Below are 17,475 nucleotides of genomic sequence, written 5' to 3' on the forward strand. Positions count from 1 at the left end.
CCACCACCGCCGCCGCCGCCACCACCGCCGCCACCGCCGCCGCCGCCACCACCGCCGCCGCCAGCGAACAGCTTGGACATAATGGTAGTAGTTACTTCAAAGTCGATGGTATCGCCTTTGTTGGCACCTACCTGTAAAGTCAGCTTACCGGTGTCAGCGTTAGCAGCTGCACCACCAGCACCGGCCTGCTTGCCGTAGATGGAGGTGTCGTTGGCACCGTCCAGAACGGTCTTGCCACCGAACTTGGTCTGCTGAGCAATACGGGTGATTTCAAAGCCCAGAGCGTCAGCTTCTTTCTTTAAGGCAGCGCGGTCTTCTGCAGTGTTGGTGCCGTTAGCAGCCTGAACTGCCAGGGTACGAACTTTCTGCAGCATGGAGGTGGTTTCATCCATGGCGCCTTCGATGGTCTGAGCAAGGGCAATACCGTCAGATGCATTGCGGTTGCCCTGGTTGAGACCATTGATCTGTGTTGTCAGCCTGGAGGATATCTGCAGGCCAGCAGCGTCGTCCTTGGCACTGTTAATTCTCATGCCGGACGAGAGGCGCTGGTATGTGGTCGTAAGCTGATTCTGTACGTTGTTAAGATAACGACGTCCATTGAGCGAGCTTACGTTCGTATTGACGTAAACAGCCATTTATAACCTCAGTATTTCTCTACTTATTCAATCCTGAACAGTGCAGGTATGGCCGGGCATATTTGGTGGAGCAGCTTTATTGGCGGCATGCTGCTATGACGGAACGTCCTGGCGTGGGAGCGTTTACAAAGCCCTGTAAATTACTCCTGCAGCTGTCGATCGTTAATCAGAACGCTTCAGTAGCGCTGTTGTAAAGGTATAAAAGCCATAATATGCAAACCATGCTTATAAATAAGAATTCAGTATCTATTATAGATACATTAGTTTATGCGTAAATAGTAGAGTGTAAATCTGTTTTATAAGTTTGGCAGTCCGGGCTGATAATGACGCAAAAGATGATTTATATCGAGCAAATAAGTAAAACAATGCGATATTCAGCATGTTCTTGAGCCCAGTGACGGGAACAGTCTGAATCTGGGAACTTCAGCTTTATGAAGATACTCAAACAGCTGTTATGGTGGAGCTACTGGCATGGCATGGGCAGGGAGATCAACGGGTGAGTATCTCAGTTTGGACGTGGGCTGTGTGAGCCTGGTGAGGCCGGGCGTAAGAAGCAAAAAGGCCTGAGTGCGCGCTGCTCTCAGGCCTTTTGCGGGGACCGCTGCTGTGGCTGATCTTATATGGCAGTCAGGAGGCGGTCAGATATGTGGGGATGGGGGGTATGATCCAGGCCCTGATTATTTTCTGTCCTGTGGAGAGCTTTCAAACTCGGCTTCGTTGCGAACAGGGCAGACAGCTGGCTCGCCTGAATTTGAAGCTGAGGCTGCAGAATGAGTTTGCTCAGAACCATCAGGATTCTTGCGAATTTCCTTGAACATGGCCAGAACCTCAGGGTGGCGACGCAGGACTACGGCAAAAATGAAGATAGTAAAGGTAACGTTCAGGGCTGGGCTGCCAAAGGTCTTGTAGTTTACCCACCATGACTCTGCTGTCTTGAGGTCAATATCAAACAGGTATGGAGTGTAGAAAGCTACGACCATGTTTACTATACCGACGAAAGTAAACCAGAACATGAAGTAACTGCCCAGCTTAAACCAGATAGGCTCAGGCAGCGGCATTTCGCGGCCAAAAAGGTAGGCAAAAGGATTGCGCTTAAGGCCAAACTGAAGCACGCCAATGGTAATGGCAAGAATCCAGTTGACTACACTTGGCTTCCATTTGATGATTTGAGGATCATCTAACAGAATGGTTGGAAGTCCGAATAACATCACAGCAATGGTCATAAAGACCTGAATGCGTGAGGTTTTGCGCCACAGCAGGTATTGAATGGCAAATGACAGTATGCAGCCGGCAATGATAACGCCTGTTGCCAGGACCAGATCACCAGTCCAGCGGTAGGTCACGAAAAAGGCTATGGCAGGTGCAAAATCCAGAATCTTCGCGAGCATTAGTTTTCCATTGTGTTTTGCTTGAGAAGCGGAGCCGTTCCTTACAAAGAGCGGGTCCATCCGACTGAAACAGGATCAGTCATACAGGCCTTCAGGTTTAAAGGCCTGATCACGGTATTATCGCAAAAATCGACGGTCCTGATGCAGAGATTGATCACAAATGATAAAGGTGCATGCCTGGCAATTGCCTGGGGTGAATGGAGATAAGGACTTTTGCAGGCTATTCAAGCTGAGGCAGGTCATCCCATGAGGTGGTGTAGCGTGGTGACAGGGAGTTTTTATTGGAGAATGCCTCAGCCTGCTCCACACCCTGGGCTCCAAGGAAGATATGATGGGCATGCCCCTGATGGTTGATTTTATCCATGGCAGCCATAAGGCCATCAGAGCGGGCTGTATCTTCATCACTGCGGTTTTGTGTAAACAGATCGTTCTGGAAAGAGCGGCTGGTAGACAGTGAGGACAGCAGCACTCCGGCTTTATTGTACTTATAGCCATCAACATAAATCTGCTTGAGCAGTTCGTGAACCACATAAAGAACTTCGCGGGTATCGGCTGTAGGTACCTTGAGAAGGGCAGAGCGGTCAGCAGCGAACTTGGGATCGTTGCCAAAATATGAAGTGCGTATAAATACCGTTATCTGGCTGCAGTACTTGTGCTGATTGCGCAGCTTGTGACAGGCCGATGCCGTGAAGTTTGCCAGAGCCTGATGCAGTTCCTCAATGGTGGTCAGGCGACGGGTAAAGGAGCGCGACCACATGATTTGCATGGTGTCATTGCTGTCTGACTCATCTTCTACTGCGTTGATATTGTTCAGCTCCTGCACTGTACGCATCAGCACAACGTTATAACGCTTTTTGATGGCCTGAGGGCTCTGGGTAGACAGGTGCCATGCAGTTACAATGCCTTCGTTGCGAAGGCTTTCATTCAGGCGGCGTCCAACCCCCCATATCTCATCGACGGGATTACGGCGCAGCAGGCGCATACGGGGAAAGTCACGCAGTACCGAGTAGACGCCGTGAGTCTCGCCACGCTGCTTTTTGGCATGATGATTGGCAAGTTTGGCCAGAGTCTTGGTTCGGGCTATTCCTACACCTACCGTTATTCCAACCAGGTTGAATACTGCGTTGCGTATCAGTACAGCTTTGTCCTGAGCTTCCTTTTCCGTCAAGTTGCGAAAGCACAGAAAGGCCTCGTCTACAGAATAAACTTCAGTGTGGTCACAGATATGCTCCAGAACCTCCATGACGCGGCGGGAAATATCAAGGTACAGTGAAAAGTTTGAAGAAAAGCAGACAATTTTGTGGCGGGCTATCTTATCCCTGATTTTAAACACAGCTATGCCCATGGGAATACCCAGGTCTTTTGACTCCTGGGAACGGGCAATGACACAGCCGTCATTATTGGAAAGTACCAGCAGAGGACGGCCGTCCAGATCTGGTCTGAACAGTCGCTCGCAGCTGCAGAAAAAGTTGTTGCAGTCCACCAGCAGGTAGACCCGCTCGTATCTGATGGAATCAGGATCTTCAGTGTCCTTACTCATGGCTGCAAAGCTCCACTAACTGTTAATTGCTCTGTTACTGGTTCCGGTACTATTTCATTAATTCAAAGTGATCACAGGATGGTGAGCAGCATGGAGCTCATTGCTGGGACCTCAATTGAGTGCCTTGAATTATAGCCAAACAAGGCGCCGGGACACACCAGGATGTAAATTGTGGCATTGATAGTGCATAGGGTAGGATGAGATTCGGGATATAACTACACCTCGACGCTGTCAGGGCCTGTAAATCATGGTTTTGCTCTGATTATGCACTTACAGATGCTTTATATCGTATATACAAAAAAGTAAATACATCACTGCATTTGTTATGAAACCAGGATCTCTGATTGTGAGCTCTGCCTGATTATGGGAAAAGGTGTGCCCTTTTTGCTCAAAATTATGCATCTTAATCCGGTTACTGCGGGCCATGATTGCTATAATTGGTCAAAAGTGGAGCAAGGCTCCACAGGCCCCGTGCGGGCACCACTGCCATAAGCAAACATGAGGCTGTCCATGGACAGTCCCTTTTGAGGGTGCTCCACAATCAAGCATAGGCAGTGCGTCACTGTCTGTGCGCTGCTGCATTGGCGTGCTATCTGACGTCTGAAAGTTTTTTCTTTAGCCCTGATTTGTCTTAATCAGGGACTGAGCATGCGTACTAAGGAGAGCTATGGACAACACACAATCCCGCTCTGGTCACTTTGAAGCTGAAAGCACTGCGGGCGCTGACAGAACCTCTGTCGGTTTAGCAGATCGTGCCCAGGCAGCTCAGCAGGACCAGAAGGAAGCCATGCCACGCTCTCAGTGGCAGAGTTTGCGTATGCAGGCCCAGGCACGACCAGGTCACTTAAGACCTTCTCGACCATATGAAAGCTATCACAATGCTGTTGCAGCTCTTGAACGTCAGCATAGTGCTCAGTCTGCAGAAACAGTATTTACTAACAGTGATGCTAACAATATAAAATCCGAAGCATCATCCGCTCAGCCAGCAGTATCAGCAGCTCCTTCAGTTAAGGCAGCGAGCACTGCAGCTCCTGCATGGCCATCAGTATCGGTGTCGGTACATGATGCAGCCACAGCTGTACAGGAAGGTACAGTACAGGGAGCCAATGAGTCAGGCGACTCAGGAGCCGAGGGCGACTCGTCAACTGTCGACTCGGAGCAGGATCTCGAGAGTGCCCGGTCCGGCTTAATCTCTGAAAAATGTAATCCAGCTGAGCAAGCTGCTGCCAGTGCGGCTCAGGACATTAAGACCGAAGAGCCGGTCACAGCGCCATCCGTTATCAATGCTGAAGCATCAGATGCCGGTGAGCCAGTTAAAGAACAGGTTATTTGCGAATCTGTATCCTCTCATATTGCAGAGGCAGCTTCTGAATCTGACGCATGTGAGAGTGACAGCTCCCGTTTAGAGGAGCGATATGACGAAAAATCAGTCAGTGAGGCTATAGCCCCTGAATCAGTAGAGCCAGCCATTTGTGAGGCAGAGTCTGCTGAGACAGAAGTTACTGGTGCCGGTGAGGCTGAGACATCAGAGGCTGTAGAGCCAGTTAAAGAACAGGTTATTAGCGAAGCTGTATCCTCTGATTCAACAGATGCAGCTTTGGAATCTGATGAATGTGAGAGTGCCAGCTCCCGTTTAGATGAGCAATATAATGAAACTGCTGCAAGTGAGGCCCAGGCCCATGAATCAGTAGAGCCAGCTGAACAGACAGCGGCAAGTGAGGTCGAAACCTCTGAGACGGTGGAGCCAGAAGAAGAGCCAGCCGCTTGCGATGCTGCCTGCCAGGAAAAAGAAGAATCAGACGAATTGTCTGCTGCCTGCCAGGAAAAAGAAGAATCAGACGAATTGTCTGCTGCCAGTGAGGCAGTAGCCCCTGAATCAGTAGAGCCAGCTGAACAGACAGCTGCAAGTGAGATCGAAACCTCTGAGACGGTGGAGCCAGAAGAAGAGCCAGCCGCCTGCGATGCTGCCTGCCCGGAAACAGAGGAATCAGCTGAAGTGTCTGATGCCAGTGAGGTCCTGGCCCCTGAATCAGTAGAGCCAGCTGAACAGACAGCTGCAAGTGAGGTCACAACCTCTGAGACGGTAGAGCCTGTAGAAGAGCCTGCCGCCAGCGATGCTGCCTGCCCGGAAACAGAAGAATCAGCTGAAGTGTCTGCTGCCAGTGACGCCCAGGCCCCTGAATCAGTAGAGCCAGCTGAAGAGTCAGCGGCAATTGAGGTCGAAACCTCAGAGAATGCAGAGCCAGAAGAAGAGCCGGCCGCCTGCGATGCTGCCTGCCCGGAAACAGAAGAATCAGCTGAAGTGTCTGCTGTCAGTGAGGCCGTAGCTCCTGAATCAGTAGAGCCAGCTGAACAGACAGCTGCAAGTGAGGTCACAACCTCTGAGACGGTAGAACCAGTAGAAGAGCCTGCCGCCTGCGATGCTGCCTGCCCGGAAAAAGAAGAATCAGCTGAAGTGTCTGCCGCCAGTGAGGCCATAGCCCCTGAACTGGTTGAAGCAGTTGAAGAACAGGCTATCTGCGAGGCTGTATCCTCTGATTCAACAGAGGCAGCTTTGGAGTCTGATGCATGTGAGAGTGCGTGCTCCAATACTTTGGAGCAATTAGAAGAATCTGCTGACAGTAAGGCTGAGGCCTCTGTTATGGCAGAGACAGTTGCAGAGTCATCCGACAGTGATGATGACAGCTCAGAGTCGGTAGAGTCAGTTGAAAATCCGTCTTTCAGTGAGGAAAAGTCCTCACAGTCCGTAGAGATGGCTGCAGATGCTGATGGATGCGATACTCAATGCTCCGAGTCTGATAACAGTACAGAAGATAGTTCTGAAGAAGATAATCAGCCTGTAAGTCTTTACGGTTATGCCGGTGATCTGCAAAGTGATGCCCTGACCCCATGGGGCCATGGCAGTGTCATATCTGATGCTCAAGATAGCAGTTCAGAGGATTTGTCACGTCTGGACGAACCTCAAAAAGATGAGATTGAGCCTCTGTGCGGATGCAGCTCAGAAGATGCTGAAGCTGAGCATGAGGCCGAAAGACTTGATGCTCAGGAGGCCGGATCATCTGATGTTGATGAAGGCTCTGAATGCTCGATGTCCGTAGAGCATGTTGAAGAGCCAGCAGCATGTCTGGCTGGAAGTGCTGAGGCCGTGCAGTCTGATGAAGAGCCTGATGAGTGCAAGGCTGAAAGTGCTGAGGTTGTGCCGTCCGCTGAAGAGCCTGATGAGTGCAAGGCCCAAAGTGCTGAGGCCATGCTGTCAGCTGAAGAGCCTGATGAGTGCAAGGCTGAAAGTGCTGAGGCCGTGCCGTCAGCTGAAGAGCCTGATGAGTTCAAGGCTGAAAGTGCTGAGGTTGTGTCGTCAGCTGAAGAGCCTGCTGTATGCGAGGCTGAAAGTGCTGAGGCTGTGCCGTCCGCAGAAGATACTGATGAGTGCGAGGCCCAAAGTGCTGAGTCCGTGCAGTCCGCCGAAGAGCCGGCTGAGTGCGAGGCTGAAAGTGCAAGTGCTGAGGCTGTGCAGTCCGCTGAAGGGCCGACTGATGCCGATGTGGCTGATGAGGGGGACGGCAGGGCTGCAGCTGAGGAAGATAAGGGCACTGATTTTATTTCCGAGGCTGTTGCTGTTGAATCAGTGGCTGGCTGTGATGATGCTGACGGTAGTGATGGCAGCAAGGACAGTGAAAGCAGCATCAGAGCCGAGCTTGAGGGTTCTTTTGACCCTTATACCGCTCATTCCCGTGAGGAATATGAGCGTGTAATTGCGCGTGCCCGTGCCATTGCTCATGAGCGCCATGATCAGATTGAAGAAAGTGAGCATGCTCAGAGAATGGCCCAGCAGGAGCGCGACAATAACAGCGCCATGATGGAAAATGCCCGTGCTCTGGCCGAAATTGCAATGAAGGAAGGCCTGGGCTCGCTGCTCTTTGCCAAAGGTTCGGGCTCTCATACTGAAAGTTCCAACAGCATTTCCACGCAGGGATCAGGAGCTGGCATTGCGGTATCAGGCCCTGAAATGACCATGGTAGCCCCGGGCATGCTTGGTCCTGCTGCTGCCGCTGCTGCCGGCTATCATGGCAGTACTGCCATGGGCCGTCGTCCTTTTGCCTATTTCAAGACCACCAGCCGCTCCAACATGCCTCGTGACCGGGTGTTCCTGGGCTTTGGTGCCCGCGCCAACATGGACGTGGATATCTACAGTGGAGCTGCAGGAATCCAGCCTCATACTGCCGGAACCTTGGTGCCTGGTGTTTCATCAGCTACTCATTCATCATCGGCCGGTGGTGAGCATGTCGATACTGTTTCTGTTGAAGATTTCAAGCTGCATGACCGTGGTGATGAAATTTCTGTAGGCCAGCCAAAGTCTGCCTATGATGAGTCTTTTGGTTCCCAGGATACAGCAGAGCATAACAATAAGGCTCTTGATCCCGGACTTCTCGACAGCCACGAGAGCATTGGCAGACTGGGCAAGGTCTCCAATGTCCGTTCCGACCTTGAAAACGACATCAACGAAAGCGAGATCCGCCATGAGGATCCTGAGTACTGGACCAGCACTGTAGTTGAGGCTCACGAAGAGAGCACTCTGCCAGCCAGTGCCTTTGCCTGCGACGGTCCGCTTGATGATATGCCGACTGCATCCCCTGCAGGTCATATCATTCCGGTCAATCCTCAGGAAGAAGCCGGCTATATTCCAGAGCCGGAGCCTGCCTGTGATGGTCAGAGTTCTGATGGTGCTGTTGCTGACGGAGCTTCAGCCTCCTCAGGTGTGTCAGGAGCTCAAGGCGCATCAGGAGCGGCCTCAGGTGCAAACAGGGCAGCATCTGTGTCTTCAGCATGGGTGGTAAGCCCAACAGGCGGTATGGCATCAGGTCTTGCTGATGATGAAAGTCGCCAGAATTATGTAATTCAGGGCCATGAGCGTACCATTGCCCAGCCGCAGGGTCTGCCTGATCAGGCCGGTGCGGCCTGTCCGCTGGCACCTCCTGCCGGTGTGGGAGTAAGTGCTGCAGACAGCTGTGGCGATGCTCCTCATGACTTCTTTGCTCCCGGTATGCCGCATACCGGTCACCGCAGTGACAATGCCAATTACCGTGGCGGCTACATGCCTTGTTACTTCCTCTATGACAATGGTGAGGATCGCTATCTTCTCGATGAGGGGAGCTGCCGTCTTATTGGCATTACCTATACCGGTGACTGGGTACCAAGCTCCTTTATCAACAATCAGCTGGCTCTGATTGATGAAGAGGAGCTCTTCAGTGTCTTCTTCAGTCCATCTGAGGGCAATAATGTCTTCTCGCATGTGCGCATCAAGCAGGGCCCGCATCAGGGAGAGTGCCTGTATATCTCAGGCTCTGTAGTACAGCGTGATGATACCGGTATTGCCATGCTGGTATCGGGCTACTTTACCCAGATTAAGAGCAACTTCATGGAGTGTATGTGCCGCTTCATGAACCACTCCGCATCCTTTGATATCGATACCTTTACCGGTGAAGTGCACTTTGGCCCGGCTTTCCACATCATGCTCGGCCTTGATCAAAACGAGGCCATGCCTGCAACCATCAGCGAATATGAAGAAAACTTCATTCATCCTGAGGATCTGGTTGTTTACCGCCGTCAGAGTGACATTATCTACAATCCGCGCATGGGTGATTATTACGAGAGCATCTATCGTATCAAGCACCGTGGCGGATACTACATCTGGTGTATCGATCGTGGCCTGGTTATTGAGCGCCGTCGCTCAGGCAAGGCTTCCCGTATTATCGGTACCACCACCAATATCGATGTGGTTCGCTCCAACTTCGAGCGTCTCAAGCGTTCAATCTATCAGGATCCTCTGACCGGCCTGCACAACCGCCTGTACCTCAATAGCCGCTACAAGTACTTCACCATGGAGGAAAGTCAGCCGCTGTCACTGGTATATGTGGACATCTCAGGCCTTAAGGTTATCAACGACTATCTTGGTCACGCCAAGGGTGATGAGCTGGTCAAACTGTCAGCTCAGATTCTTACTACCGATGTCTATCTTGACCACGAGGTGGTACGCCTGTCCGGTGACGAGTTCCTGCTGATTTTCACCAACTGCTCAGATGTGCAGTGCAAGATTTTCATTAACAAATTTGCCTGTGCTCTGGATGAGCGTAACCGCAACCACGAATTCCCGCTGCCAATCTACTTTGGCTTTGGTATTGCCACTCTTAATGAAATTGATGACGGTGATACCTTCCTGCGCTGCGAGGCCCGTGCCGACGTACGTCTGCAGGAGTACAAGACTGTACACCGTGAGCGCATATATACCGCACTGCGTGCCTTTATCGAGGCTGCTCTTGGTCACCCTGTGGATCTTACGGACAACAGACGCCTTGAGTATCTTGAAAAGGACAAGGAAGATCAGCCTGATGTAGTACCTGAATTTCAGCTTGATGCCCGTGAGCGCGAAGCCCGTGGTCTTGAGCCACTGCCAGAGATGGAGAACTCAAGCCCGGCACCGGCTCCGGCACCATCACCTTACAGTGAAGTGTTGCGCCGCTTTAAGGGATCCTTTGCCGGCTCCCGCTGGCAAAGCCCACGCTATCAGATTGGCCGTGCTCTTACTGAGCTGCGCTCTCCTGAGGAGCAAAAGCTCGAGGATGAGCGCCTTACTCAAAACGGCAGTACTGATAACAACCTTGGCATGTCCAGCATTTCAGATATGCGCGCCTCAAGCAAGGTACATGATCAGTCAGGATCAGGATCTGCACGGCGCATAACTCCTGCCACCATTGATTTCAGCAGCGTAAGCCAGCTGGCAGTAAGCTCAACCCGTGGCATGAGCCGTGAGCTGGCCATGGACGATGACTTCGTCTCCTCGGTAATGCGTCTGCAGGTGCAGGGCTGTCCGCTGCTCAATCGCAACGAGCATGCTGAGGTAAAAGCTCGCAATCATTCCAGTGATGTGGTCAAGGCTGCCAACATGATGCAGTACAGTGAGCGCCCTGATGCTCAGGCATCAGCTGAGGTCTTTATGGCCGCCACCGACGGCAGGGCCCCAGCCGCCACCGCCGACACCGCAGCTGCAGCCGCTGTCACCGCCGCTACTGATGCAGCAGCTGACAGCAGCATTCAGCCTCAGCCATATGAGGTTTCAGATGCAGGCGCTGCGGCTGCTGCTGGTGCAGCTGCAGCTGCTGTACAAAACGGTTTGCATAGTGAATCTGATGTGCACTGTGCCGCTCAGGGAGCTACTGCTGCCGAGGCTACTGCCGCTGCAGCCGGAGGGGCTGACCCGCAGGACCTGCAGGTAGCTGATGGATCCTGGGCCGTGCAGTCACAGGAAATCAGCTCGGTATCTACCAAAGACTTCCCGTCAGATCTGATTGATGGCAATTGTGTTGCCATGTCATATGAGGGCAGTCAGGCAGCAGGCAGCTTTGACAGCAATGATCTGTATCACCGCCGTATGATTATGGAGGCCGAGCAGGCCGCTATGGATGATATGAAATATGCGGCTAATTCGGTTACCGTACCTGAAGATCTCAGCGCCGGTTTTGAAGCTGTTGATGCCAAAGACCCTGATGTGCAGAGCCATGTGCTCAACCATGCCCATGATGAGGGCCATGATCTGGTGCGTCCTGAGCATCTGCAAAGCGAAGAAGTAGATCGTTCCAGCGCTCAGTCAGTATTGCAAAGTTCCGATACCAGAGGCGCGCTTGAGGCTGCACAGGCTTTACTGTCCAATCTCCATGAGGTCGAGCCTCAGGACAATTAAGCTCAGAACCTGCCCACTGTGGCCACAGCTGCCGTGCCGCAGTCAGAGGCAGAGGCAGCGGCCGCTGGGCCGGAGACGCACTGCACTGCCCTGGGGAGCCAGGGCGGCACTGGGCAGGCGGGGCGCTGGGCCTTAGGATATCAGCAGCATTTGGTTTTCAGCCGGGTGGCACTTGAGGGTGCCTTTTTAGCACGAGGTTTTTACGATGAACAGCAGCCAGTCGGGTAAGCAGAATCTGCTTGAAGGCAGGCAGGTGCCTGGCTATTGGATTTTCCGTGGTGATACACGCCAGTTCATGCTGGATGTTAATTGCGCCGCTATTTTTGGCATCGAGCAGATCAATGAGTGGATCTCCGAGGATGTGGTGCTTGAGCATATCACCATGACCAATATGGAGCGCTACTTCCGTGTAACTGATACCAGAGATCTGGGCAGCATTATCTTTGAGGACATCAGAATCACTCAGGGACCTAATGCCGGTCAGTCCTATGTTATCAATGGCTCTGTTCTGACCCGCTTCCCCGATGGCAAGGTGCGTTACGCCACCGGCTATATGGTTAATGCCCAGTCTACTTTCTCGGAGTTTATCGCCAGGGAAATTGCCGGAGATGACTTCTTCTCCTGGGACGTTGAATCAGGCCGCCTGCGCTTTTCCTCCAGCTACTGCCGTCTGCTGGGATATGATGAAAGTGAGTTTCCTCAGACCTGGGATGAGTGGGTTGCCCTGGTGCACCCTGATGACAGGGACATGATGGAAATCGAACATCACATCACTGTAACGCCTTACTACGGCGACAGCTTTGAGTTCTGTCTGCGCCTGCGTCACTACGATGGTCACTACATCTGGGCACTGGGCCGTGGCATTGTTCTGGGCCGTAATGAAAACGGCGTAGCTACCTCTCTGATTGGCAGCTTCTCGGACATCAATCTTGTCCAGGATAACTTTGACAACATCAAGCAGCTGCTTTACACCGACACTCTTACGGGCCTGAAAAACCGCTCTTTCTTCCAGCACAATACAGCCAGGTGGCAGGATGAGCGCTCCGCTCCCGTTTCTGTTATTTATGCTGATGTTACCGGTCTTAAGATTACCAATGATGTGCTTGGTCATGCCGATGGCGACATTCTGCTGCTGACTGTAACCGAGGCCCTGACCACAGTTGTTACCCGTCCGTGCGATATCATGCGCCTTGCCGGTGATGAGTTCCTGGTCATTATGACCCGTTGTGATGCCGATGAATGCGCCGCCATTATGAACGATATGGTGGCTTATATCGACAGGCACAACAGCTCTCCTGAGGTTATGCCTACCTTCGTGGGCTTTGGACGCGCCACCATGGGCGAGGTAGAGCAGGATACCCTGCACGCCTGTATTGAGCGTGCTGACGTGCGCATGCAGGCCAACAAGGACGCCAACCGCAAGGACAATTACGGCAAGCTCAAGGTTTACCTTGAAAAGCGCAAGGGACGTCCTGTCTCCATGCGTGATGGCCGTCGTCTTGAATACCTCTCACCTGAGCAGCGCGAGCACATGCACGATGGTGTACCTGACGCCGCTATTGATATGGCAGCTGCAGCTGCCGCTGCAGCTGGAGCCATACCGAACGTTCCAGGTGCCATTGCTGCTCCGGCTGGCACACCGGCTGCCGCTGCACTGGCAGCAGCCTCTGAAGAGCATGACCATTCTGTGGGACAGGTTCAGACCCGTCCTGAAGAACTTGCTGACAGTCAGTCCCAGCCAGTACTGTCAGAGGCAGATGGCGGGCAGGCGACGTTGCGTGTAGCATCTGAAGTGGTCACCTCTGCTTCAGATCAGTCTTGTGCCCTGATTCCAGGTACAGCTCTGCCAGCTTCGGCTGGTTCTGGGGTTAAGCCTGAACAAATCATGGCCCGTCCAGGTCAGGAGGGCGCCCGTATGACCACTGTGCGCACCGCCAAGACCCCATATTAGATATTTGCAGGCATCAGGCTGTCACCAGCCAGGCCTCAACAAGACAAAAAGCCAGAGCTCCCTGTTTGCAGGATGCTCTGGCTTTTGTCATTACGGACAGCGAAAAACAACCCGGCAGGCTGCATCACCTGACACAGCCCACTGCGCTGAGCCCGGTTATGGCAGCAAGGCGCGGACGCTGTCTGTGGCCTGTAGTGGACGCTGTCTGTGGCCTGTAGTGGACGCTGTCTGTAGCCGGTTGTGGAAGCTGTATGCAGCCGGTTGTGGACGCTGTCTGTAGCCGGTTGTGGACGCTGTCTGTAGCCGGTTGTGGAAGCTGTATGCAGCCGGTTGTGGACGCTGTGTATAATGCGCTTTCTAAAGCGTTATAAGGGTGTAAATTGCCAGGCTGAAGAAGATCAGGGCGGAGGCGCTGTTGAGTATCAGGTTAAAGCGTGGTGACTTGAATGCTGTGCTTAAAGTGCCGGCAAAAACAGCAATGGCACTGAACACAATAATGGTAGCGGCAGTGAAAATCAGGCCCAGCAGCGTCATCCATGCCATAAGCTCAAGGCCATGAGCATTTGGGGGCAGAAACTGAGGAAAGAATGACAGGAAGAACAGCTGCACCTTGGGATTGGTGATGTTCATGATAAAGCCACGGCGCACCAGCCTGCCCATACTCAGTGACTCAGTTGCCGCCGCAGACCCGCCATCAGAAGGGCCTGCTGAATCGGCAGCCGCAGGCCTGCCTGCAGGGGCGGTTGCATCGCCTGCAGCAGTGCCCGCAGCAGCCGCATCAGCGGCGGCGGCTGGTGCCGATGGCGCACGACTGGCGCGCAGCAGGGAAATGGTGGCGCGCGTGGCTCCCAGAGTAAGCCAGAGCAGATAGCCGGCACCGGCGAGCTTTATCACAGTAAGCAGTACCGGCAGCCCCGATACAAAGGCCGTTACTCCGGCTATCATGCAGGCTGTCTGGACCATAATGCCAAGGCAGAGGCCGGTAATGACAGCAATGCCACGCCTTACGCCATAAAGGGCACTGTTGGTAAGTACAAAGATATTGTCAGGGCCGGGAGCAAGAGACAGGATAAGTGAGGTCAGAGCAAAGGAAAGGATAAGACTGATGCTCATGGCAAATGATTATGTTGGAGGGGGCACAAATGACCATGGCCCTGCACTGCAGGGCCATGGCAGGACGGCCTGGCCATGCCTGGCTGGGCATGGCACGGCATGGTCTGGCAGCGTCTGCCCTTTCATTGCAAGGCATGGTCTGGCAGCGCCTGCCCTTTCATTGCAAGGTCAGACGGGGCCGGGGCCGTGGCGGATTAGAGGTCTTCGCTTGAATACATGAGCAGTCTTGCCATCAGCCTGGTATGTTGTGCTGTGGCATTTAAGCATGGGATGTAGCTGAAAGACTCGCCGCCGTGATTCATAAACTGTTCACGCAGATTGATGTCGATGTCATAAAGGGTCTCAAGGCAGTCAGTAGAGAAGCCCGGCGCCATTACTACCAGACGGGTTACGCCTTTGGCCAGCAGGGCATCAACATGCTCCTCAAGATATGGCTGCAGCCATGGCATAGGGCCCATCTTGCTCTGGAAAGCAATGGAGCTGCGGGTATCATCAAGTCCCAGCTGACGGAAAATGGCATCAGAGGTGTTGCGGCACTCGTTGAGATAAGGATCGCCCAGAGTGATATAGGTCTTTGGCAGGCTGTGATAGGTCAGCAACAGGTGGGAGCGCGGATCAGCAAGGGACTGAGCTGCCATGGACGCAACGCTGGAGATGTAGAAATCGTTGGTGCTGTAGCTGCGTACCATGGCAAAGGTAGCCTGAGGGAAGCTCTTTTTGAGCTCTTCAAGCTCAAGGCGTGGGCGCTTTGAAGTGGTGTCTGAATACTGAGGGAAGAGCGGAATAACAGTGATATGACCAAAGCCCTTTGAAATCAGGGCACTGGCAATTTCCTTGAGGCCATCGCCAGTGTAGGCATAGGCAGGAACCACCACGTATTCGACATTCTCGCCGCTGCAGGCTGCACGGGCTGCAGTGCTTTTGCACATTGAGGCGTCAAAAAGAACATTGCTGTCATTACCTGCAAAACCACCAGCTCCGAAAAAGGAAGATGCTGAAGGGGATGCAATGGAGGCAAAAGAGGTTGCAGCTGCGGCGGGCGCTACCTCAGAGGCTGTGCCCTGAGCACGCTTTGCCTGGGCGGCTGCCTGGTTATGTTCGGTCAGCAGGGTGTGCAGTTCTGAACACAGCTGCTCCATGTCGCGCAGATAAGGGTTTTTGCCGTCAACGAATATTTTGTCATAACGGCCTACAAGGCGCTGAGGTCGTGATTTTAAAATCATGTTCCTCAGTATTGGCTGCCATAAGAAGCGTGGCAGCTTTACTACCAGCTTGTCTGATAAAAAGCGGTTGATATAGTCTCTGATGCAGGCCGGATCAAGATTTTCAGGAGATCCAATGGTATAGAGTATGACAGCATGTTTGGACATAACATTTCCCTTTTGTTCTTATCAGGCAGGTGCAGTTGCACAAAACATATGATCGCCCCACATTAGAAGCGCAGACAGATGATTATTATAACAGTATGAATGGGCCGCTTTTATGACGACCATCCCGCCCTGAAAATAAGTTTGTCCTGCCCGGTCACTTAATGCACGCAGCGCCCTGTAGCGCAGGGCGCCTGTACGGCGGCGGCGCACCCTGGCGCAGCGCACCAGGTGGTGCTGCCGTTCAGGCCGGCCGGGCCGACGTGTCAGGCTGGGAGGCTGTCCGCTTTGTGGCTGTGCACAAAACACAGGGCCGGCAGCGTGAGCTGTCGGCCCTGTGGATTTCAGATCTGTGCCTGACTGAGTTGCCCTTAACAGGGCACTGGATTATCAGGCCTTAGCCTTTCCGGCTGCAAGACGATCAGCGCGGCGGCAGGCAGCTGCAGTGAACAGTACGTCAGTAGAGGAGTTCAGAGCAGTCTCAGAGGAGTCCTGAACTACGCCGATAATAAAGCCGATACCTACGATCTGCATGGCAACGTCATTTGGAATGCCGAAGATGGAGCAGGCCAGAGGAATAAGCATCAGGGAACCGCCGGCTACACCTGAGGCGCCGCAGGCACAGACTACGGAAACTACGCTCATGAGCACGCTGGAGAAGAAGTCCACCTCTACACCCAGGGTGTGTACGGCAGCCATGGTCATGATAACGATGGTAACACCGGCACCGGACATGTTGATGGCACTGCCCAGAGGAATGGTGATGGAGTAGGTCTCACGTGGCAGCTTGAGTTCTTCACACAGAGCAAGGTTCACTGGCAGATTGGCAGCAGATGAACGGGTGAAGAAAGCTGTGGTACCTGACTTGGCAATACAGGTCATGATAAGAGGATATGGATTTTCGCGGGTGGCAGCATAGACCAGAGCGGCATTGATACCAAAGGCGATAATCAGCATGGTGGCTACCAGAACCACTACTACATGGACGTAGTTTAAGAGGTTGGCAAAACCGCCCTCGGCAGTAGCTGAGCTGAATACCAGACCCATAACACCCAGAGGAGCAAAGCGGATAACCATACGGACTACGGCAGCTACAGACTGAGCCAGATCCTCAAGTACGCGCTTGGTATTGTCGTGAGCAGCACGGAAAGCAAGACCAAGTGCAATGGACCACAGCAGAATGCAGATAAAATTACCGGTGAGCAGGGCATTGAAAGGATTATCAATGGCCTGTCTGATGACATTGGAAAGAACCTCGCCAATGCCCATTGGAGGTGTAACGCCCTCTACGGCATCCTGCAGCTGGGTGAAGTTGCTTGGGAAAATGTAGCTCATGGCTACGGCCAGAGTAGAGGCCATCAGCATGGAAACTATATAAAGGAAAACTACCGGCTTAACATTGGAGTTGGTACCTTTCTGGTGACGGGCAATGGCGGCTGCTACCAGAACAAATACCAGCAGCGGAGCAATGGCCTTAAGCGCTCTTACGAAGAGGTCACCGAACATGGGAATTACGGATTTGTCATTTGGGAAAATAAGGGCCAGCACGATACCGGCAATAAGACCAATGACAACCTGCAGGATGAAAGGTACGCGGTTGAGAGTCTGAGCGAGTGGGAATTTGTTGTTGACTGGTTCTGACATTTGGAAAAACTCCAATGTTAGCTGACCATAGGATGCGCTGCTTGTCGATGCAGGCAAACCACCTTGGGGTGCCTTATGCTCTCATTGTGACAAGGCCCCGGC

At 52.9% G+C, this 17,475-nt stretch carries 7 protein-coding genes and 1 pseudogene; 2 read left to right on the top strand and 6 right to left on the bottom strand.

The window, feature by feature from the left end; translation table 11 throughout:
- The 3 genes and pseudogenes from MXE41_RS11060 to MXE41_RS11070 form a co-directional block, all read right to left on the bottom strand.
- Window positions 1-635: pseudogene (locus MXE41_RS11060) on the bottom strand (flagellin); the annotation flags it as partial.
- Between the two features lie 677 nt (window positions 636-1,312).
- The gene (locus MXE41_RS11065) at window positions 1,313-2,023 is read right to left on the bottom strand and encodes a septation protein IspZ (RefSeq protein WP_247100529.1); all 711 of its coding nucleotides are present in this window, start codon (window positions 2,021-2,023) and stop codon (window positions 1,313-1,315) included.
- Between the two features lie 220 nt (window positions 2,024-2,243).
- On the bottom strand, window positions 2,244-3,563 hold the full coding sequence (locus tag MXE41_RS11070) for a Y-family DNA polymerase (protein WP_246978329.1): 1,320 nt from the start codon (window positions 3,561-3,563) through the stop codon (window positions 2,244-2,246).
- A 667-nt stretch (window positions 3,564-4,230) separates the two neighbouring features.
- Here MXE41_RS11070 and MXE41_RS11075 point away from each other — a divergent pair.
- Together MXE41_RS11075 and MXE41_RS11080 are read left to right on the top strand one after the other, a co-directional pair.
- Window positions 4,231-11,298, top strand: coding sequence for a diguanylate cyclase (locus MXE41_RS11075; protein ID WP_247100530.1), 7,068 nt, complete (start codon window positions 4,231-4,233; stop codon window positions 11,296-11,298).
- 205 nt (window positions 11,299-11,503) lie between these two features.
- Complete coding sequence (locus MXE41_RS11080; protein ID WP_247100531.1) at window positions 11,504-13,249, top strand: diguanylate cyclase; 1,746 nt, start codon at window positions 11,504-11,506, stop codon at window positions 13,247-13,249.
- Between the two features lie 357 nt (window positions 13,250-13,606).
- Here MXE41_RS11080 and MXE41_RS11085 read toward each other — a convergent pair whose 3' ends face one another.
- From MXE41_RS11085 to sstT, 3 genes are all read right to left on the bottom strand, one after another.
- Window positions 13,607-14,362, bottom strand: coding sequence for a LysE family translocator (locus MXE41_RS11085; protein WP_247100532.1), 756 nt, complete (start codon window positions 14,360-14,362; stop codon window positions 13,607-13,609).
- A 194-nt stretch (window positions 14,363-14,556) separates the two neighbouring features.
- Window positions 14,557-15,732: a ferrochelatase gene (hemH, locus tag MXE41_RS11090; protein ID WP_247100533.1), complete on the bottom strand. Its 1,176-nt coding sequence runs from the start codon at window positions 15,730-15,732 to the stop codon at window positions 14,557-14,559.
- Window positions 15,733-16,119: 387 nt separating this feature from the next.
- On the bottom strand, window positions 16,120-17,373 hold the full coding sequence (gene sstT, locus MXE41_RS11095) for a serine/threonine transporter SstT (protein WP_247100534.1): 1,254 nt from the start codon (window positions 17,371-17,373) through the stop codon (window positions 16,120-16,122).
- Between the last annotated feature and the right edge of the window lie 102 nt (window positions 17,374-17,475).

Origin of the sequence: Anaerobiospirillum sp. NML120449 (assembly GCF_023051105.1) — a bacterium.
In the GTDB taxonomy this organism is placed as follows: domain Bacteria; phylum Pseudomonadota; class Gammaproteobacteria; order Enterobacterales; family Succinivibrionaceae; genus Anaerobiospirillum.